Source organism: Pseudoalteromonas sp. PS1M3, from assembly GCF_016865405.1.
In the GTDB taxonomy this organism is placed as follows: domain Bacteria; phylum Pseudomonadota; class Gammaproteobacteria; order Enterobacterales; family Alteromonadaceae; genus Pseudoalteromonas; species Pseudoalteromonas marina.
In genome coordinates this window covers 2,701,129-2,717,802 of sequence record NZ_AP022624.1, presented here as the reverse complement: position 1 = coordinate 2,717,802, position 16,674 = coordinate 2,701,129, and the positions used below count along the sequence as shown (strand labels likewise).

The window sequence follows — 16,674 nt, the reverse complement described above, 5'->3', positions numbered from 1 at the left end:
CTGGTATAAGTTAAATCATAATAAAATTTTAATAGCTAAAAACAATGCAAAGGGAACAGATAATAGTTGTAAAGTTAGGTACAAGCGTACTAACTGGTGGCACCGATAAGCTAGATAAAGCCCATATGGTTGAGTTAGTTCGCCAATGCTGCGAGCTTAAAAAGCAGGGGCATCAGGTTGTTATGGTATCGAGCGGCGCCGTAGCTGCAGGCCGTGAGCAACTATTAAAATCCTGTGGTACGAGCTTAGTGGATAAACAAATGTTAGCCGCCATTGGGCAGGGCCAACTTATTCATATATGGCAAAGTTTATTTGCCTTGTATGGTGTAAACGTAGGGCAAATGCTGCTAACACGCGCTGATGTTGATGACAGAGAGCGCTACTTAAACGCACGCGATACATTAACGGCCTTACTTAGTTACAACGTGGTGCCTATTATAAATGAAAACGATGCGGTGGCGACGAGCGAAATAAAAGTGGGTGATAACGATAACCTATCTGCCTTGGTGGCTATATTAGCTAATGCAGACAAATTACTATTACTTACCGATCAAGACGGCTTGTTTACCAGCGATCCGCGCACCAATGCCGATGCAAAGCTTATTGACGAAGTAACTCACATAAACGATGAACTGCGTCAACTTGCTGGTGGCAGCGGTACAAGCTTAGGCACTGGCGGTATGGCAACAAAGCTTCAAGCGGCTGATATAGCAAGGCGTGCAGGCGTTGAAGTTATTATTGCCAAAGGCGCTGGCAGCAACGTTATTTTAAAATGCATGAGCGAGCAATTACCGGGTACTCGCTTTTTAAAGTTAACTGCGCCTAAAGATGGTCGCAAAAAATGGTTATTGGCCGGGCCTAAAAGTAATGGGCAAATAGTAATAGACACAGGCGCTATTAGTGCGCTGCAAAATAATGGGGCAAGTTTATTGGCCAAAGGAGTCACTTGTGCCTTTGGGGATTTTGAGCGTGGTGATTTAATAGATTTGATTGATACAAATAACCAAGTAATTGCGCGTGGTTTAACCCGCTTTAGTCGCTCGGAGGTTAATAAAATTAAAGGCGCACATTCAAAAAATATTGCACAGTTACTTAGTTATGACGCAGGGGCAGAAGTATTGCATAGGGATGATTTGGTACTACTTTAATGCTTAGCTAAAAAGCATGTATTTTAATTAACTGTCTAATTATTTAGTAAAGTTATAGATTATGTCTATACTGGTTAAAAATTACTCAAATTGGGTATGGCAATGCAAGCCAATTCATGTGGCCACGAGTGGGTAGTCGAACTCACTTGTCAGGAAGACGAAAGCCATTTAGATTCGGCTTTAATAGACGTGCTAGGTGACTTACTAAGCGTAAATAATTTTGCGATTTACATAAACAAGCACGTTACCTTGCAAGCCCCACCAATACTGATAAACAAACACAGCAACTTAACATACTTAGAGCCCAATCAAGCCCAATTAATACTTAATAAAGCAACACCTAGTAAAACAAGAGTTATTCATACGACTGATGATGTAACAACATACATCCCGGTTAATCATAGCGATACTATTTTGGGTGTTTTAATTATTAAAACCAAGCAGTTAATAACCGATAGAATAAGTGCATTAGCGATGTACATTTTAAATGTGTATGCGAATCAATTATGGATTTTGCATAAGTCGCGGCTTGATCCTTTAACGGGGCTTTTAAATCGCCAAACCTTTGACAAAAAGGTAATGGAAATAGTCACCGGTAATGGTTTTTTATTACCCCGAGAGCAAGCAGATACAAAACGCTGTTGGTATTTAGCCATTGTTGACATTGATTTATTTAAAAATGTTAACGATACATTTGGCCATGTAGTTGGCGACGGTGTGATTGCACAAGTTGCTAAACTCATTAAAAATAATTTTAGAATTGAAGATTATGCTTTTAGATACGGAGGGGAAGAGTTTGCAATAGTGTTTCAGTCGCAAACAAATACAGATGCATTTAATGCACTCACTCGTTTACGACAGCGAGTAGCCAGTCATGATTTTGAGCACATACAGCAGTTAACAATCAGTATTGGCTTTTTAGAGCTACAAAGCGCTGATACCGTTTCAAGCATAGTAAACCAAGCCGACATGGCGTTATATCACTCAAAAAAAACAGGACGGAATAAGGTGACATCATGTCACGAACTTACGCTCAGCAAAGAAGTCAGGATTTCTCAATAGTATTGAGCTTTTTTGATTGTAAAATTGTGCTAAAATCTGGCTCCTTAAATTGTTGTAGTCAGAGTATTAAGCATGAAATTCGTTCGTTGGTTTTTAGGTTGTATAATTTTATTCTTTAATTTTATATTTACTCCTCGTAGTAAAAAGCGTGCAAGCGAAGAGCAAGCCAAGCTTGATCTGCAAACCTCTCATTTTAAACTTTACCAATTTAAAGCATGCCCGTTTTGTGTGAAAGTACGCCGTACTATTAAGCGCGAAGGCTTAAACATAGAAACACGCGATGCAAAAGACAATGAGCAATATCGTCAAGAGCTACTAGAACAAGGTGGCAAAATTAAAGTGCCTTGTTTACGTATAGAGCAAAATGGCCAAACTCAATGGCTTTACGAATCTAACGATATTATTGCGTACTTAAATAAAGTAGCTGCTTAAACGATTCACTTAATTTTTATCTCACTTATTTAAAGAGACATTATCATGACAATCCGTACTCGTGTTGCCCCGTCACCTACTGGTGACCCGCATCTTGGCACCGCTTATATTGCATTATTTAACTACTGTTTTGCTAAGCAGCAAGGCGGCGAATTTGTTCTTCGTATCGAAGATACAGACCAAGTACGAAGCACACATGAGTCGGAACAAGCGATAATGGATAGCCTACGTTGGTTAGGTCTTGAGTGGGATCATGGCCCTGATGTAGGCGGTGAATTTGGCCCTTATCGTCAGTCTGAACGTAGCGATTTATATAAAAAATACGCGCACCAACTAGTTGAGCAAGGCAAAGCATTTTACTGTTTTGCAACAAGCGAAGAGCTTGATCAAATGCGCGAAGAGCAAATGGCTGAAGGTCTGCGTCCTAAATACGACGGTCGTGGTTTAAACCACACAGAAGACGAAATTAAAGCTAACCTAGCTGCGGGTAAGCCTTACGTTATACGTATGAAAATTCCAAGTGAAGGCACCTTCAAGTTTAACGACTACCTACGCGACGAAATTGAGATCCCGTGGGAAAACGTAGACATGCAAGTGCTATTAAAAGCCGATGGCTTCCCAACGTATTTCTTAGCAAATGTGGTAGACGATCACCATATGCAAATTAGCCATATTTTCCGTGGTGAAGAGTGGATTAACTCAGCACCTAAACTATTAAAGCTTTACGAAGATTTTGGTTGGGAAGCGCCAGTACTTGGGCACCTGCCACTATTACGTAACCCAGATAAGTCAAAGCTTTCTAAGCGTAAAAACCCTACAAGTATCAATTACTACAAAGAAATGGGTTACCTACCAGAAGCGGTACTTAACTACTTAGGCCGCATGGGCTGGTCAATGCCAGACGAGCGTGAAAAGTTCACACTTGATGAAATGATTGAACACTTTGACATGAAACGTGTATCGCTTGGTGGCCCAGTATTTGACGTAGATAAGTTAAGCTGGTTAAACGGGACGTGGATCCGCGAAAACTTGACTGACGAAGAGCTTGTACAGCGCTTTGTTGATTGGAAGTTTAACGGCGAAATGCTAGCTAAAGTATTACCAGAAGCTAAAACGCGTATTAATACGCTGTCGGATATGGTTGATTTAGCAGGTCATTTTGTAGGTGGTATTCCAACTTACGACCCAGCACTGTTAACGGCGGGCAAAGCCGACGAAAATGTAATACGCCAAGCGCTACAATTTTTTGTATGGCAATTAGAAGGCTTACGTAGTTTTGATAAGCCAGCTATTTTTGCCATTGCAAAAGAGGTTGCCACATTCCACGAGCTAAAAATTAAAGACTTTTTAGAGCCAATATTTGTAGCAATCACAGGTAAAACGTCATCGACGTCGGTACTTGATGCAATGGAAATTTTAGGCTCTGACTTATCACGTGCGCGTTTACGTGTAGCACTTGCTCATTTAGGTATTTCTAAAAAGCAGGCTAAAAATATTGAGCGTGCGTACCGCACATACCCAAGCGCATAACCTTTAGTCATACTTTATAAAAAGCCGAGCTTATTAAATAAGCTCGGCTTTTTTGTTTTAGGGAGCCAGTGTTAATTAGTTCTGGTATTACTGCATTTATTTCAAGTCGTAAGCTTGACCCGTACAAGTAACCGAAATGTCGCAATAAGATTGAGGAGTTTCTCTACAAGAATTAATAGTAAAGGCATTACCGCCTCTGCGCATTGCATCCGCTTTAAGTGAATCAATGGCACTTGATTTGGCGCGATTGTAACTAACGTTACTGTTTGCACCACGGCCATCTCCATTACAGCTCTCGCCTTCAATTCGGCCTAATAATGAAGCACCGCTTTCATGGGCTTGTTGGTCACTATAAAATTGATGCAAATCTCTTTTATTTACATAAGTACCAATTTCATCACCTAAAACATCGTTGTTTATATTGGTATGGTAAGTAACGCCAGAACACCCAGTTAGTGCAGTTAGCACACAGGTTACAGCAAAAATACGCAGCATAATGATTAATCCCTTAGTTATTGTTGGCTTAAGAACAAATTATCAATAAAAACAAAAGCAAGCAAAACAAAAAAAAAGTAAGTTGTATCATTTTGTAAGTGATTCGACCTCTCTTTAAATTTTTTCTGGTAGTATGGGTAAGTTATAAGCAGTTTAAGCAGTGAACAAACTATGTTAAGTCCTTACTTTCAGCAGCACGCTGATTATGTTTCTATCTCTCGTGAGCAAGGGTGTCGTTTCGCAAAGTGCGTTGCCGATGATTACAATCCACTTCATGATAAAGATGCCAAAAAGTTTTGCGCGCCAGGAGACTTACTTTTTTCTTTAGTGTTAGACCGCTACGGTATAAGTGAGCGAATGGAGTTTACCTTTGCTGGCATGGTTGACGAAAATACCAAACTTAATTTTCCACAAGGGGATGATGAGTTTGATGTAACCAACGGCGATAAAGTAATTTTAAAGGTAAAACGCGAAGGCAAAACCAGCAAATGTCCAACACTTACAAATAGCCTAATAAAAAACTATGTTGAGTTTTCTGGTGCGGCATTCCCGCATGTCATTATTCCGCTAATGGGTAAGCAAGAGGTAATGATTAACCCAGCGCGCCCTATGGTTATTTACGAGTCGATGATTATTAATCTTGATAACATTGAGATTAAAGCACCTATGCTTGAATTTGCAGAGCCAAGCTTTGAATATACAGGTAAACGCGGCAAAATTACCCTGCGCTTTAACCTATTAGAAAACGGCGAAAAAGTTGGTTTTGGTGAAAAGCACATGGTGGTGTCGGGTATTCGTGAATACTGCCAAGCAACGGTTGATGACTTAATCGCATTTTATAATGAGCGAAAAGCGACCCTAAAACCGGTTTAAAATCAGCATTTAAAAAAGGCGCTATTGATAGCGCCTTTTTTATTGCTAAAGCTCAGGTATAATGGCGCTCTTTGTTATTTTAAAGCTAAGCCTATGTCTGCTACATCATTTTCATCACTTAATCTCGACCCGTTATTATTAACAGCGATTGAGCAAAATAATTACACTACGCCTACCGCAATTCAGATTAAAACTATTCCGCCAATTCTCGCGGGCAACGATGTAATGGGCAGCGCACAAACTGGCACAGGTAAAACAGCAGCCTTTGTATTGCCACTACTACATAAGCTTTTAAATACACCTAAAAAAGATGAGCCAGGCATTGCTCGAGTGGTCATTTTAACGCCTACGCGTGAGCTTGCTCAGCAAGTGTTTGCAAGCTTTGAAAAATACGCTCAAGGCAGTAATGTTCAGGGTGCTTTAGCGTATGGCGGCGCAAGTATTGGCCCGCAAATTAAAGCACTTAAAACGGCGCAAGTGATAGTGGCAACACCAGGTCGTTTGCTCGATCATATAGTTAAAGGCAGTGTGGTGCTTTCTAGTGTTGATTCATTAGTATTTGATGAAGCCGACCGCATGCTCGACATGGGCTTTATTGATGAAATAAAACGTATTTTGCGCCACATTCCAGGCGATCGCCAAACCTTATTGTTCTCAGCCACATTCGATGACAGCGTGTTTGAGCTAAGTAAAAAGCTACTTAAAAACCCCGAGCTGATTGAAGTTGATAAACGTAACTCAGCCGCCGTTGAAGTCGAACAGGTTATTTACGCTGTTGATGAAGACAGAAAACGCGAGCTGGTATCGCACATGATTGGCATGAAAAATTGGCGCCAAGTACTTATATTTACGCGTACTAAACAAATGGCCGATAAGCTTGCCAAAGAAATGTGTAAAGACGGTTTAAAAACAGAATCCATTCATGGCGATAAATCGCAAGGTGCGCGAGACCGTGCACTACAAAACTTTAAAGAAGGCACTACACGCGTATTAGTTGCCACTGATGTAGCTGCCCGTGGTTTAGATATTCCGGCGCTTAAATACGTAATTAACTTTGAATTGCCATACATAGCTGAAGATTATGTCCACCGCATAGGTCGTACGGGTCGCGCAGGCGAGCAAGGCCTTGCAATGTCGCTTGTAAGTATTGACGAGCAATGGTTACTTGAAGAAATTGAAGTACTGCTTGATACGCGTTTAGCACCACAATGGTTAGAAGGTTACGAGCCTGACTTAAACAAAGCCCCTAAAGATAACCGAAAAAACACCAATAAAGCGCGTAAAGATCGTGACAAAAAGCGTATTACAGGTAAAAGGGCACCAAGCAGACGACGAAAATAATAGCCAATAGCATGGGGCAGTTAATGCCCCATTTAGTGATAAAAAATTAGTTTTTAAATAGTATTTAGCAATTTTATACACATCCGCTGCGCTTATTTTAATGGTCTCTTTTACATAAAGCGGCTAAATAAATACCCCCCCATTAAATAGCAATACTTTGTAAGTGTTTTTTCTTCTTACAAATGTGCATTATTACAGTTTAAATCTATACTTAATCTACGACTAATAGGTTGGTAGAGCGATGAAAGGTATTATTTTTACTGAATTTTTAGAAATGGTCGAAAGCACATTTTCACCTGCCGTTGCCGATCAAATTATTGAACAAAACGAACTGGATTCCAATGGGATTTACACCAGCGTTGGTAACTATAACAAGCAAGAGCTTTTAAAATTAGTGACTTCGTTGAGCAACATCGTCGATGTTCCAGTAGATGTACTGGTTAAAGAGTACGGAAAATATCTGTTAACACGCTTCTTGGTTTACTATCCACAGTTTTTTGAAAACCTCACTACCACGTTTGATTTTTTAGATACCATAGATAGGCACGTACATGTAGAAGTTGAAAAATTGTATACCGACGTTGAGTTACCTAGCTTTCAAACCAAGCGATTAAGTGATACCCAAATGCAGATGGTTTACCATTCGAGTAATCCCTTTGCAGTGCTTGCTGAGGGGTTAATAGAAGGTGCAGCCGAGCATTTTAAGGAAAATACCAGCATACGCAGCGATATCAGTGACGATCATCAAGTTGCTACATTTAACTTAACTCTGGTCGGTTAAATATGGATGTAGCTCTTTTACAGCGCAGATTAGAACGAGAGCGTTTGGCACGAAAAGAAGCTGAAAAACTACTTGAAGCCAAATCGTTACAGCTTTACGAAGCCAATAAGGTACTCAAAGGTGCGGCTGAAAATTTGGAGCAGGAGGTTGCTAACAGAACTCACGACCTTGAACTGGCTAAACAAGATGCAGAAGCTGCGAATGAGGCTAAATCAGACTTTTTAGCAAACATGAGCCATGAGATTCGCACCCCGATGAATGCCATAATAGGCATGGCTTATTTGGCTTTAGATACTGAGCTTTCGGAAAAACAGCGCGACTATGTTGAAAAAATTCATTATTCGGCAGAGTCTTTATTAGGGATCATCAACGATATTTTAGACTTTTCAAAGGTTGAAGCGGGTAAAATAGAGCTAGAACAAAAAGAATTCAATTTTAATACCTTCCTAGAAAATCTTGTAAATATTATTAGCACGCTAGCATCACAAAGAAAAATTGAAGTGGTGTTTGATATTGACCCCTTACTGCCTGACTTTTTTATTGGTGATGCATTAAGACTCAACCAAGTACTATTAAATCTGTTAAATAATGCACTTAAATTTTCAACACGGGGTAAGGTTATATTAGCTGTAAAACTAGTTCAGAAAGTAGATAGTTATTGCAGTGTTGCTTTTTCTATTTCAGATAACGGCATTGGGATGACCCAAGCACAAGTTGACTCACTATTTAAACCTTTTACTCAGGCTGACGTATCGACAACCCGAAAGTTTGGTGGAACGGGGCTTGGTTTGGTAATAAGCAAAACATTGGTCGAACTAATGCAGGGCGATATTACAGTAAACAGCAAATTAAATAAGGGGAGCTGCTTTAGTTTTACTATTCCACTAAATTATTCGACTAAGCAAAATGAGTTTGACATATCACATATTAGAGCCAAGCGAGCACTTGTTATTGAGAGTTCAGATAGTCAGTTAACATCATTACAAACGCTGCTTTTAGGTTTTGAAGTAAAATTTGACACTGTAAATAACATCAACCAAGTATTAGACCGGCTAGGTATGCTACATGATTACGATTTTATATTTATAGATTGGCGAACGTTAAATTTAAATCATGATAGTGCTGCGCAGTCTTTGCGCAATAAGCTTAAATTAAATGCAAAAAAGCTAATTGTAATAGCGCCTTGTGAAAATAAAGCGCTAAACGAAAGCCTACTAGGGTTTGGTAATAACACTTATAAAATACTTATAAAACCAATAATTAAAAGTACTTTGCATAACGTGCTTTTACAAATTATGCATATAAAAACACTGAAAAAACCAGAATCGCAAGAGAGCTTAAATACGCAAAACACACTACAAAAACTGCAAGGCATTCATATTTTATTGGTTGAAGATAACCCGCTCAATCAACAAGTAGCAACACAAATACTGCGTAAAAATGGCTTGATTGTTGATATTGCTAACGATGGCCTTGAGGCATTAGATGCGCTAAAACATAAAACTTACGATGGTGTGTTAATGGACTGCCAAATGCCTAGAATGGATGGTTATACGGCAGCCATAGAAATAAAAAAACAAGCAAAGTTTAAAAATTTACCCATCATTGCAATGACTGCTAATACAAGAGAAACCGATTTATTAAAGGCGCAAGACTGCGGTATGAATGGCTATATTTCAAAGCCCATTAAGGTTGAAAGTATGTTTGAAGTAATAGCAAAGTGGGTGTGTATTTAATTTTTTTGAGTTGTTTACTAAGTAAGCTGGTGAGATAAAAAAGGCAAGCATTAGCTTGCCAAGAAGGGTGTAAATTAGTTTAACTTTACGCTATTTGTTTCTCAGCTAGGTTGAGCTCCATAGTTGCTTTTAATAAACGGTATAGGTTAATTGATGCGTCAATTTCTTCTTTACGGTTTGTTAAGCTTTCAATGTTTAAACCCAGTGGCACATCTAAGTGCGCACAGCTTTTTAAAATTGAATCGAGATTTTCGCGGCAAATACGCACCGATTCACTCAAGGTGTTGTCGGCGTCAAGCATGCGCCATTTGGTCGCCTCAGGTACTGAAATACCCAACCATTGCATGAACTCTAAGGTTTTTTCTCCGCCACACGGCGTAAACGTTAGTATAATACGTTTTGGTGCAACGCCTTGTGCTTTGCAAGTACGCGCGTAACTTGTTATTAAATCAATAGTAGCTTGAGCATCATAAACCGCTTGCGATATAAAAAATTGGCAACCTTGTGTTGTTTTTTCTATTAAGCGCTCGTGTTCATTGCGCTTGCTTGCATGTCGCTCTGCAATGGTTACGCCTCCTAAAAAGAAGTCATTACTTTGCTCAGCTAATGTTTTATAAGCGTCAGGTAGGCTTAGTTTAATATCACCTTCCGACGATGGGCTACCCACTAAAACGACATTTTTTAAATCAAACTCGTTTTTAGTTTCATCTAGCCACTCTTTAAATTCAGCCTCACCGCGTTGCGCTACACTTTTGTAGGTAATTACATCTAGGCGTGATAAGTCTTTTAGCAACTTACTGTACTCACGCGGATCAACCGTTTGTTTAAATGGAAACGGACGAGCCTGATTAGTACGGCTACTCTCATCTTGAATATCGTAAATTACAACACCGTCGTATTCAATTTCGTGTAAGCGGCCTAATAGTTTTTCTGCAATGGTTTTTAACTGCGCTTTATCAGTGCCTATTTTGGGTGGCGTTGTGCCAATAAGATAAACACCTTGATTAGTGTCCTCAATTTTCTCTTGAAGTGATAAAGCCATAATCCTCATTCCAGCTCAATGGTTGATAGATTTAATATAGCAGCCATTTAGACGTCTAGATAGGTATTTTAAGTGAAAGTTTTTCAAGCAACGTGAGGATTATTCATACAAAGGAGTTCCTAAATTAAGTGCATGACACAGTTGTTTACATAATAAAGCGACTGAGGGCTCTTATATTCATTGGCTTTGGGGCATAATTAGTAGTGAAATTGTAAATATTTTGACAACAACTTTGCTCAATTTACTAAAGGACAATTATGAAATTTAAATTATTAGCAACAAGCCTTGCGGTATCACTCGCTTTAACTGGCTGTGCAATGCAAAAAAATGAAACGACGCAAACAGCAAAACAAGAACAAATAAAAAAAGCTGATGACCGTGTTTTTTCACAAGATTACCTAATTGAAGAGCTTGAGAATGGCTTACGTGTAATGGTTGTAAAAACGGATTACCCTGATGTCGTTTCGTTGCAAATACCCGTTTCTGTTGGCTCGCGTAATGAAGTAGAAGCGGGCAAAACGGGTTTTGCTCATTTTTTTGAACATATGGTATTTAAAGGCTCTAAAAAATTTCCGCAAGACGAATACACCGCCATATTTAAAAATGCAGGGGTTGACAACCGCGCATACACAACAAACGATTACACTAACTACCATTTAAACTTTTCAAAGCAGCACCTTGATAAAGTACTTGAGATTGAAGCTGATATTTTCCAAAACTTAACCTACACCGAAGAGCAATTTAGAACCGAAGCATTGACGGTAAAAGGTGAGTACTTAAAAAATAACGCCAGCCCAATTCGTAAGTTATTAAGTGCTGTGCGTGCAGAGGCTTTTGAAAAACACACTTATAAACACACCACAATGGGCTTTTTTGAAGACATAGAAGCCATGCCAGACCAAATGGCTTACGGTAAAGAGTTTTTTGATAAGTTTTATAAGCCAGAATATGTATCGCTAGTTATTGTGGGTGATGTTGACCCAAAAGCCACAATGGCAATGGTTAAAAAACACTGGGGTGGTTGGGAAAAAGGCAATTACGTTGCCGATATTAAAGCTGAGCCAAAACAGCAAGCTCCTAAGTATTTGCATGAACAAAATAAAGCCTTGCCGGGGCATTGGCTATTGGTATCGTATAAGGGTGCTGCGTGGGAACCCGCTAAAAAAGACAGAGCTGCACTTGATTTAATCTCGCAGCTTTATTTTTCAAGTAACTCAGATTTATATCAAGAGCTCGTTGTTGATAAACAAATAGCGAGTCAAATGTTTACTTATAATCCAGAAACCAAAGATCCAGGCTTACTGCATGTATTTGTAAAAGTAGAAAACGCTGATGATTTAGCAAAAGCGCGTGATGCAATTAACCGCACTTATGCAAAAGCCAGAACAGAGTTGGTCGATGCACAAAAATTAAGTGACTTAAAGTCTAACCTTAAATATGGCTTTATTAATGGTTTAGATTCTTCGCAAGCAATTGCATCAACCCTTGCAAGTTACATGCATTTTGAACGCGATCCTGAAGTAATTAACCAGCTTTATAAGTCGGCCGACAACATCACAGCAGAAGATATTAAAGCGGTTGCTAATAAATACTTTGTAGATAACACGCGTACTACCGTGACTATGTCGGCACTTGATAAAGCACCGGGGTTTGCAGAAGAGGCGAGTTTAAGTGCAGTAGTTGCAAAACTTGAACAAGCCCCAGAGGCACCTGTATTTAAAGTGCTTGATAAAACCAATAGCTCGCCGCTGATTGATGTAAACTTTTTATTTAATACAGGGGCAGCTGCTGATCCTCAAGGTAAAAAAGGTGTAGCTGCGCTTACCGCCGCAATGCTTGCTCAAGGTGGGTCGCAAAGTACCAGCTACAAAGAAATTCAAAAAGCGCTTTATCCACTTGCAGGTAGTTTTGGTTACCAGATTGACAAAGAAATGCTGTCGTTCCAAGGGCGTATTCATAAAGATAACGCTGAAACTTGGTATGCACTTGTAAGCGAACAATTACTTAACCCAGGCTTTAGAGACGATGACTTTAAACGCCTTAAAAAAGAAATGATCGACGGTATTAAGTCGGGATTAAAAGCATCTAACGATGAAGAGCTAGGTAAAGAAGTACTCTACAGCACGCTTTACAAAGGCCACCCATACGAAAGTTACAACTACGGTGATATTTCTGATTTAGAAGCATTAACGCTTGATGATGTAAAAGCATTTTACAATTCAGAGCTTACTCAATCTAAACTAACACTAGGTTTAATTGGCGCCGTGCCAAAAGCGCTTAAAGCAAATATTATGAGCGATTTAGCAACCTTACCTAAAGGCGAGCAAAGCCGTTTAAGTATTCCTGATGCGCCAGAGCTTAAAGGCCATCATGCAACGATTGTAGAAAAATCAGCGCAATCGACGGCAGTGTCGTTTGGCTTCCCAATTGATACTATTCGCAGCAGCGAAGATTGGACTGCCCTTTGGCTTGTGCGTTCGTACTTTGGTGAGCATCGTAGTTCTAACTCATACTTATATGAGCGAATTCGTCAAACGCGCGGTATGAACTACGGCGATTACGCATATATTGAATACTTCCCACGTGGTATGTTTCAAACTAAGCCTGATGCAAATTTAGGGCGTTCTGAGCAAATATTCCAAGTATGGTTGCGCCCACTTCGCTCTAACAACGACGCGCACTTTGCAACGCGTACCGCATTATTTGAGCTGGATAAGCTTATTAAAAACGGCTTAACCGAAAAAGACTTTGAGGCAACACGTAACTTTTTAATTAACTACGTGCCGCAGCTTGTAGCAAGTCAAAACCGCCAGCTAGGTTATGCACTTGATAGCGAATTTTATAACACTGAATCGTTTGTAAAATACGTAACAAGTAAACTTGAAAAGCTAACGCTTGCTGATGTGAATCGGGTGATTAAAGATAATCTACAAACAGATAACGTGCAGTACGTGTTTATTACCGGTGACGGTGAAGACATGAAAAAACGTTTAGTGTCAGAGCAAACATCGCCAATGGTTTACAACACAGAAAAACCAGCAGCGCTTGTTGCAGAAGATAAAGTTATTGCCGATTACGCATTAGCTATTCCGGCTAACAATATTGAAGTAGTGAAAGTTGACAGTGTTTTTAAATAAACCTTAAACAAAACGACTTGTAGATAGTTAAAAGCCCCACGTTTGGGGCTTTTTTATAGCATTGAGCCAACCTTTATCCCTAACCCTAAAATTATTACTGCGCTTATTATGGCTATTAATGTGATATGGCCTCGTAGTTCTTTTTCTTTACGTTCTGACACTTTTTAGCGCCTCAACTCATTATAAAAAATACAGTGATCATCCCCAATATAAAGCTGACTACTGACGATAGTGCTAAAATTGAGGTTATATTACGCGTGTTTAAAGCTGGACTAACATCGCAAGAGTTAGTGTTATCTTCAAGTTTAATTAATTCACCTTGGCGTACTTCCAATACAGCACATAAAGCCATTGTTGTTTCTTTTGATGCAGCACCTTCTTTCTCTACCCGTTGAATTGTTCGTAAACTAACATCGCAGGCGTCAGCAAGTTGCTGCTGAGTCCAATTTAACTGGCCTCTGAGTGATTTAACAGTTGTAGGATTTAATTGCACGTTAAAGCTTCCCTACAAATAGTTCAACAATGGTTGCAGTTGCATAGCCAAACACTGCACCGCCTAATGCGCAACCAGCAATAAAAAAGAAAGCCTTTTTAGGATCGTCAGGAAGACTGCATTGAATTTGTTTGGCAACGACTTTTGTATCTTTATAAAGTGTGCACTCCATTCGCCCTGTGAGTATGTTTAGCATGTCAAACTTTACTTGGTACTGTGAGTTCTCAAAATCAAAAGAGTGGGTGCTTGTGCAATTTACATTGCGCTTTTTACTAAATAAATCATCATTTATGTACACCTCTTCTTTACCAGTAAAGTAACTTCCAAAACAGGCTATTTGATTGTCGCCATCTTGAAAATAAAATTTATAGCCGAGTTTTTTAGTATTTAATATGTCGTTTTTCATCATCGTTATCCTTGTTGAGTTGATGATGCTAATTTAGCGTTTATTATTATTTTTTACGCCGTCATGAATATGCCAGTGAGCAGTTTGGCATATGACACTGTGGATGTCATGTGTGTTTAACTACTGATTTTAATGTGTTTTATTTGATTTTCGTTCAGGTTTAAAATGAGTGTTGCTGTCGTATCATTTTTATTCTTTGATTGAGTAAATAATAAATTTAAAGAAAAGTACGCATTTATTTTTGTCATAAAAACGCTAAGTACATATACTTTCAGACAATTATTCTTATAAGTCTGAAGGTAAGCGTGCTAGATGATAAATTATTTTTAAAGTTAGTTTTGGACACTATGCCAGAGCAGGTTGTTGTAATTAATAAAGAAGGAGAAATGGTTTTTATAAATAAAGGATGGCAAAACTTTGGTGAAGAAAATGACTGCTCATGCGGTGCTTGGGAAAAAGAAAATTATTTATTTACCTGTAAAAAGGCCGCAGACAACGGTGACGAAATAGGCGAAAGGGCATTGAAGGGAATTAATGCTGTTATTAATGCAGAGCAAGAAGCGTTTTACTTAGAATACCCATGCCATAGTGATGATGAAAAACGCTGGTTTATGATGCGCGTAGTACCATTTAAGTACAGTACTGATTTTTATTATGTAATTACGCATCAAAATATTACAGAGCGAAAGCTCGCTGAAGAAGAAGTCCAGAAACTGGCCAATATTGATGGGCTAACTGATATATTTAATCGTGGTTATTTTGATAGCTTTTTAGAGCAAGAATGGAATAGGTGCAAGCGTTTAAACATGCCTCTTTCATTGGCATTAATTGATTTAGATGACTTTAAGCTACTTAACGACACTTATGGCCATCAACAAGGTGATGAGTGTTTAAAACAAGTTGCGGCAGTACTTAAGCAATATACAAAAAGACCCAGTGATATTTGCGCACGTTTTGGCGGAGAGGAGTTTGTACTTGTTTATGGCAACACAAACTCAGAGCAAGCTACAATAATTATTAATGCTATTGTAGAGCAGCTAAAGCAGCTTAATATTTGTAATGAGCTGTCATTACCAAGTAAAACACTTACTGTTAGTGTTGGGCTGGCAAGTGTTATTCCTTGTAACAGTTATAAAATACAAAATATGGTTAAAGAAGCCGATGACTTATTATACAAAGCAAAAACTGCGGGTAAAAATTTAATATGTGCAGCCGATTTAACCGTGGTTGACTAAATTTTAAATACTTAGTTGTTAAATGTGCTTTGTTATACCTAATAACCAGAACAAATAACTAAGGCGTTAACACCTTGAGCTTTAAATCCGTTAGACTTAGCAAAAGGCTCTTTTTATATCAATTTAAGGCAGTTCAGTATTATGCGTCATGAAATTTGGCAACAGCTTCGAAGTGAAGCAAATGAAGTCGTCACTCGCGAACCACTTTTAGCAAGTCACGTGTATTCATGTATTTTGAATCATGAGTGCTTGGGTTCGGCGTTAAGCTTTATTGTTGCTAATAAATTGGCCGATGCTGTTGTATCTGCATTTACTATTCGTGAATTATTCGATCAATCATTTGTAAAATGCGATCGCATGCTGTCTTTTGTCGCAGAAGACATTAAAGCTGTAAAAGATAGAGACCCAGCCGCAGAAACCTACCTGACTGTTATTTTAAATTTAAAAGGGTTTCATGCTATTCAGGCTCACCGTTTAGCTAACTGCTTGTGGCAACAAAACCGTAAAGAACTGGCGCGTTTTATTCAAAGCCGTACCTCTGAGGTGTTTGGCGTAGATATTCACCCTGCGTGTCAGGTTGGTAAAGGCATAATGTTTGACCACGCAACGGGTATTGTTATTGGTGAAACGGCAGTCATTGAAGATAACGTATCAATACTGCAATCGGTTACGCTTGGTGGTACAGGTAATGAGCAGGGCGATCGTCATCCTAAAATTAGAGCGGGTGTGTTAATTGGCGCAGGTGCAAAAGTGCTGGGTAATATTGAAGTAGGTGAGGGCGCACGTATTGGTGCAGGGTCGGTGGTATTAACTGCTGTGCCACCTCATACAACGGCCGTTGGCGTACCTGCTAAAATTATTGGCAGACCTGAATGCCCGTGTCCTGCGCAAAGTATGAACCAAAACTTTTTAGCTACACCAGAGCCAGAAAACGAATCGCATACCAGCGCTATGCTGTGACAT

The 16,674-nt window shown here is 39.2% G+C and carries 15 protein-coding genes; 11 read left to right on the top strand and 4 right to left on the bottom strand.

Annotated features, from left to right (window positions below; genetic code table 11):
• The first annotated feature begins 44 nt into the window (after positions 1 to 44).
• The 4 genes from proB to gltX all read left to right on the top strand — a co-directional run bounded on the left by proB (position 45) and on the right by gltX (position 4,172).
• Positions 45 to 1,148: a glutamate 5-kinase gene (gene proB / locus PS1M3_RS12615; RefSeq protein ID WP_203984606.1), complete on the top strand. Its 1,104-nt coding sequence runs from the start codon at positions 45 to 47 to the stop codon at positions 1,146 to 1,148.
• Positions 1,149 to 1,250: 102 nt separating this feature from the next.
• Positions 1,251 to 2,210, top strand: coding sequence for a GGDEF domain-containing protein (locus PS1M3_RS12610; protein ID WP_203984599.1), 960 nt, complete (start codon positions 1,251 to 1,253; stop codon positions 2,208 to 2,210).
• A 72-nt stretch (positions 2,211 to 2,282) separates the two neighbouring features.
• Positions 2,283 to 2,642, top strand: a complete 360-nt coding sequence (locus PS1M3_RS12605) for a glutaredoxin domain-containing protein (RefSeq protein WP_203984598.1) — start codon at positions 2,283 to 2,285, stop codon at positions 2,640 to 2,642.
• A 45-nt stretch (positions 2,643 to 2,687) separates the two neighbouring features.
• Positions 2,688 to 4,172, top strand: coding sequence for a glutamate--tRNA ligase (gltX, locus tag PS1M3_RS12600; protein WP_203984596.1), 1,485 nt, complete (start codon positions 2,688 to 2,690; stop codon positions 4,170 to 4,172).
• Between the two features lie 96 nt (positions 4,173 to 4,268).
• On the opposite strand, the gene PS1M3_RS12595 is transcribed toward gltX, so the two are convergent.
• Positions 4,269 to 4,667, bottom strand: coding sequence for a hypothetical protein (locus PS1M3_RS12595; RefSeq protein WP_203984594.1), 399 nt, complete (start codon positions 4,665 to 4,667; stop codon positions 4,269 to 4,271).
• Positions 4,668 to 4,838: 171 nt separating this feature from the next.
• Between PS1M3_RS12595 and PS1M3_RS12590 the strand changes: the two genes are divergently transcribed.
• From PS1M3_RS12590 to PS1M3_RS12575, 4 genes are all read left to right on the top strand, one after another.
• Entirely contained in the window at positions 4,839 to 5,540 is a 702-nt protein-coding gene (locus tag PS1M3_RS12590) for a DUF3581 domain-containing protein (protein ID WP_203984592.1), read from the top strand.
• A 93-nt stretch (positions 5,541 to 5,633) separates the two neighbouring features.
• Entirely contained in the window at positions 5,634 to 6,881 is a 1,248-nt protein-coding gene (locus PS1M3_RS12585; RefSeq protein WP_203984590.1) for a DEAD/DEAH box helicase, read from the top strand.
• 241 nt (positions 6,882 to 7,122) lie between these two features.
• Positions 7,123 to 7,662, top strand: coding sequence for a heme NO-binding domain-containing protein (locus PS1M3_RS12580; protein WP_203984582.1), 540 nt, complete (start codon positions 7,123 to 7,125; stop codon positions 7,660 to 7,662).
• 2 nt (positions 7,663 to 7,664) lie between these two features.
• Positions 7,665 to 9,398 carry a response regulator gene (locus tag PS1M3_RS12575; protein ID WP_203984574.1) on the top strand — a complete coding sequence of 578 codons (1,734 nt, stop codon included), beginning with the start codon at positions 7,665 to 7,667 and terminating at the stop codon, positions 9,396 to 9,398.
• A gap of 85 nt (positions 9,399 to 9,483) precedes the next feature.
• On the opposite strand, the gene PS1M3_RS12570 is transcribed toward PS1M3_RS12575, so the two are convergent.
• Positions 9,484 to 10,440, bottom strand: a complete 957-nt coding sequence (locus tag PS1M3_RS12570) for a methylenetetrahydrofolate reductase (protein ID WP_203984572.1) — start codon at positions 10,438 to 10,440, stop codon at positions 9,484 to 9,486.
• 257 nt (positions 10,441 to 10,697) lie between these two features.
• Here PS1M3_RS12570 and PS1M3_RS12565 point away from each other — a divergent pair, with 257 nt between their 5' ends.
• Positions 10,698 to 13,577, top strand: a complete 2,880-nt coding sequence (locus PS1M3_RS12565) for a pitrilysin family protein (RefSeq protein ID WP_203984570.1) — start codon at positions 10,698 to 10,700, stop codon at positions 13,575 to 13,577.
• 172 nt (positions 13,578 to 13,749) lie between these two features.
• Here PS1M3_RS12565 and PS1M3_RS12560 read toward each other — a convergent pair whose 3' ends face one another.
• Both PS1M3_RS12560 and PS1M3_RS12555 read right to left on the bottom strand, forming a co-directional pair.
• Positions 13,750 to 14,070, bottom strand: coding sequence for a helix-turn-helix transcriptional regulator (locus tag PS1M3_RS12560; RefSeq protein ID WP_010555809.1), 321 nt, complete (start codon positions 14,068 to 14,070; stop codon positions 13,750 to 13,752).
• Between the two features lies 1 nt (position 14,071).
• Positions 14,072 to 14,479, bottom strand: a complete 408-nt coding sequence (locus PS1M3_RS12555) for a hypothetical protein (RefSeq protein ID WP_138527740.1) — start codon at positions 14,477 to 14,479, stop codon at positions 14,072 to 14,074.
• A 302-nt stretch (positions 14,480 to 14,781) separates the two neighbouring features.
• On the opposite strand from PS1M3_RS12555, the gene PS1M3_RS12550 reads away from it, so the two are divergent.
• Together PS1M3_RS12550 and cysE are read left to right on the top strand one after the other, a co-directional pair.
• Positions 14,782 to 15,711 (top strand): sensor domain-containing diguanylate cyclase, encoded by a 930-nt coding sequence (locus PS1M3_RS12550; protein WP_203984567.1) that lies wholly within the window; start codon positions 14,782 to 14,784, stop codon positions 15,709 to 15,711.
• A 141-nt stretch (positions 15,712 to 15,852) separates the two neighbouring features.
• The gene (gene cysE / locus PS1M3_RS12545; protein WP_006791922.1) at positions 15,853 to 16,671 is read left to right on the top strand and encodes a serine O-acetyltransferase; all 819 of its coding nucleotides are present in this window, start codon (positions 15,853 to 15,855) and stop codon (positions 16,669 to 16,671) included.
• Positions 16,672 to 16,674: the final 3 nt, after the last annotated feature.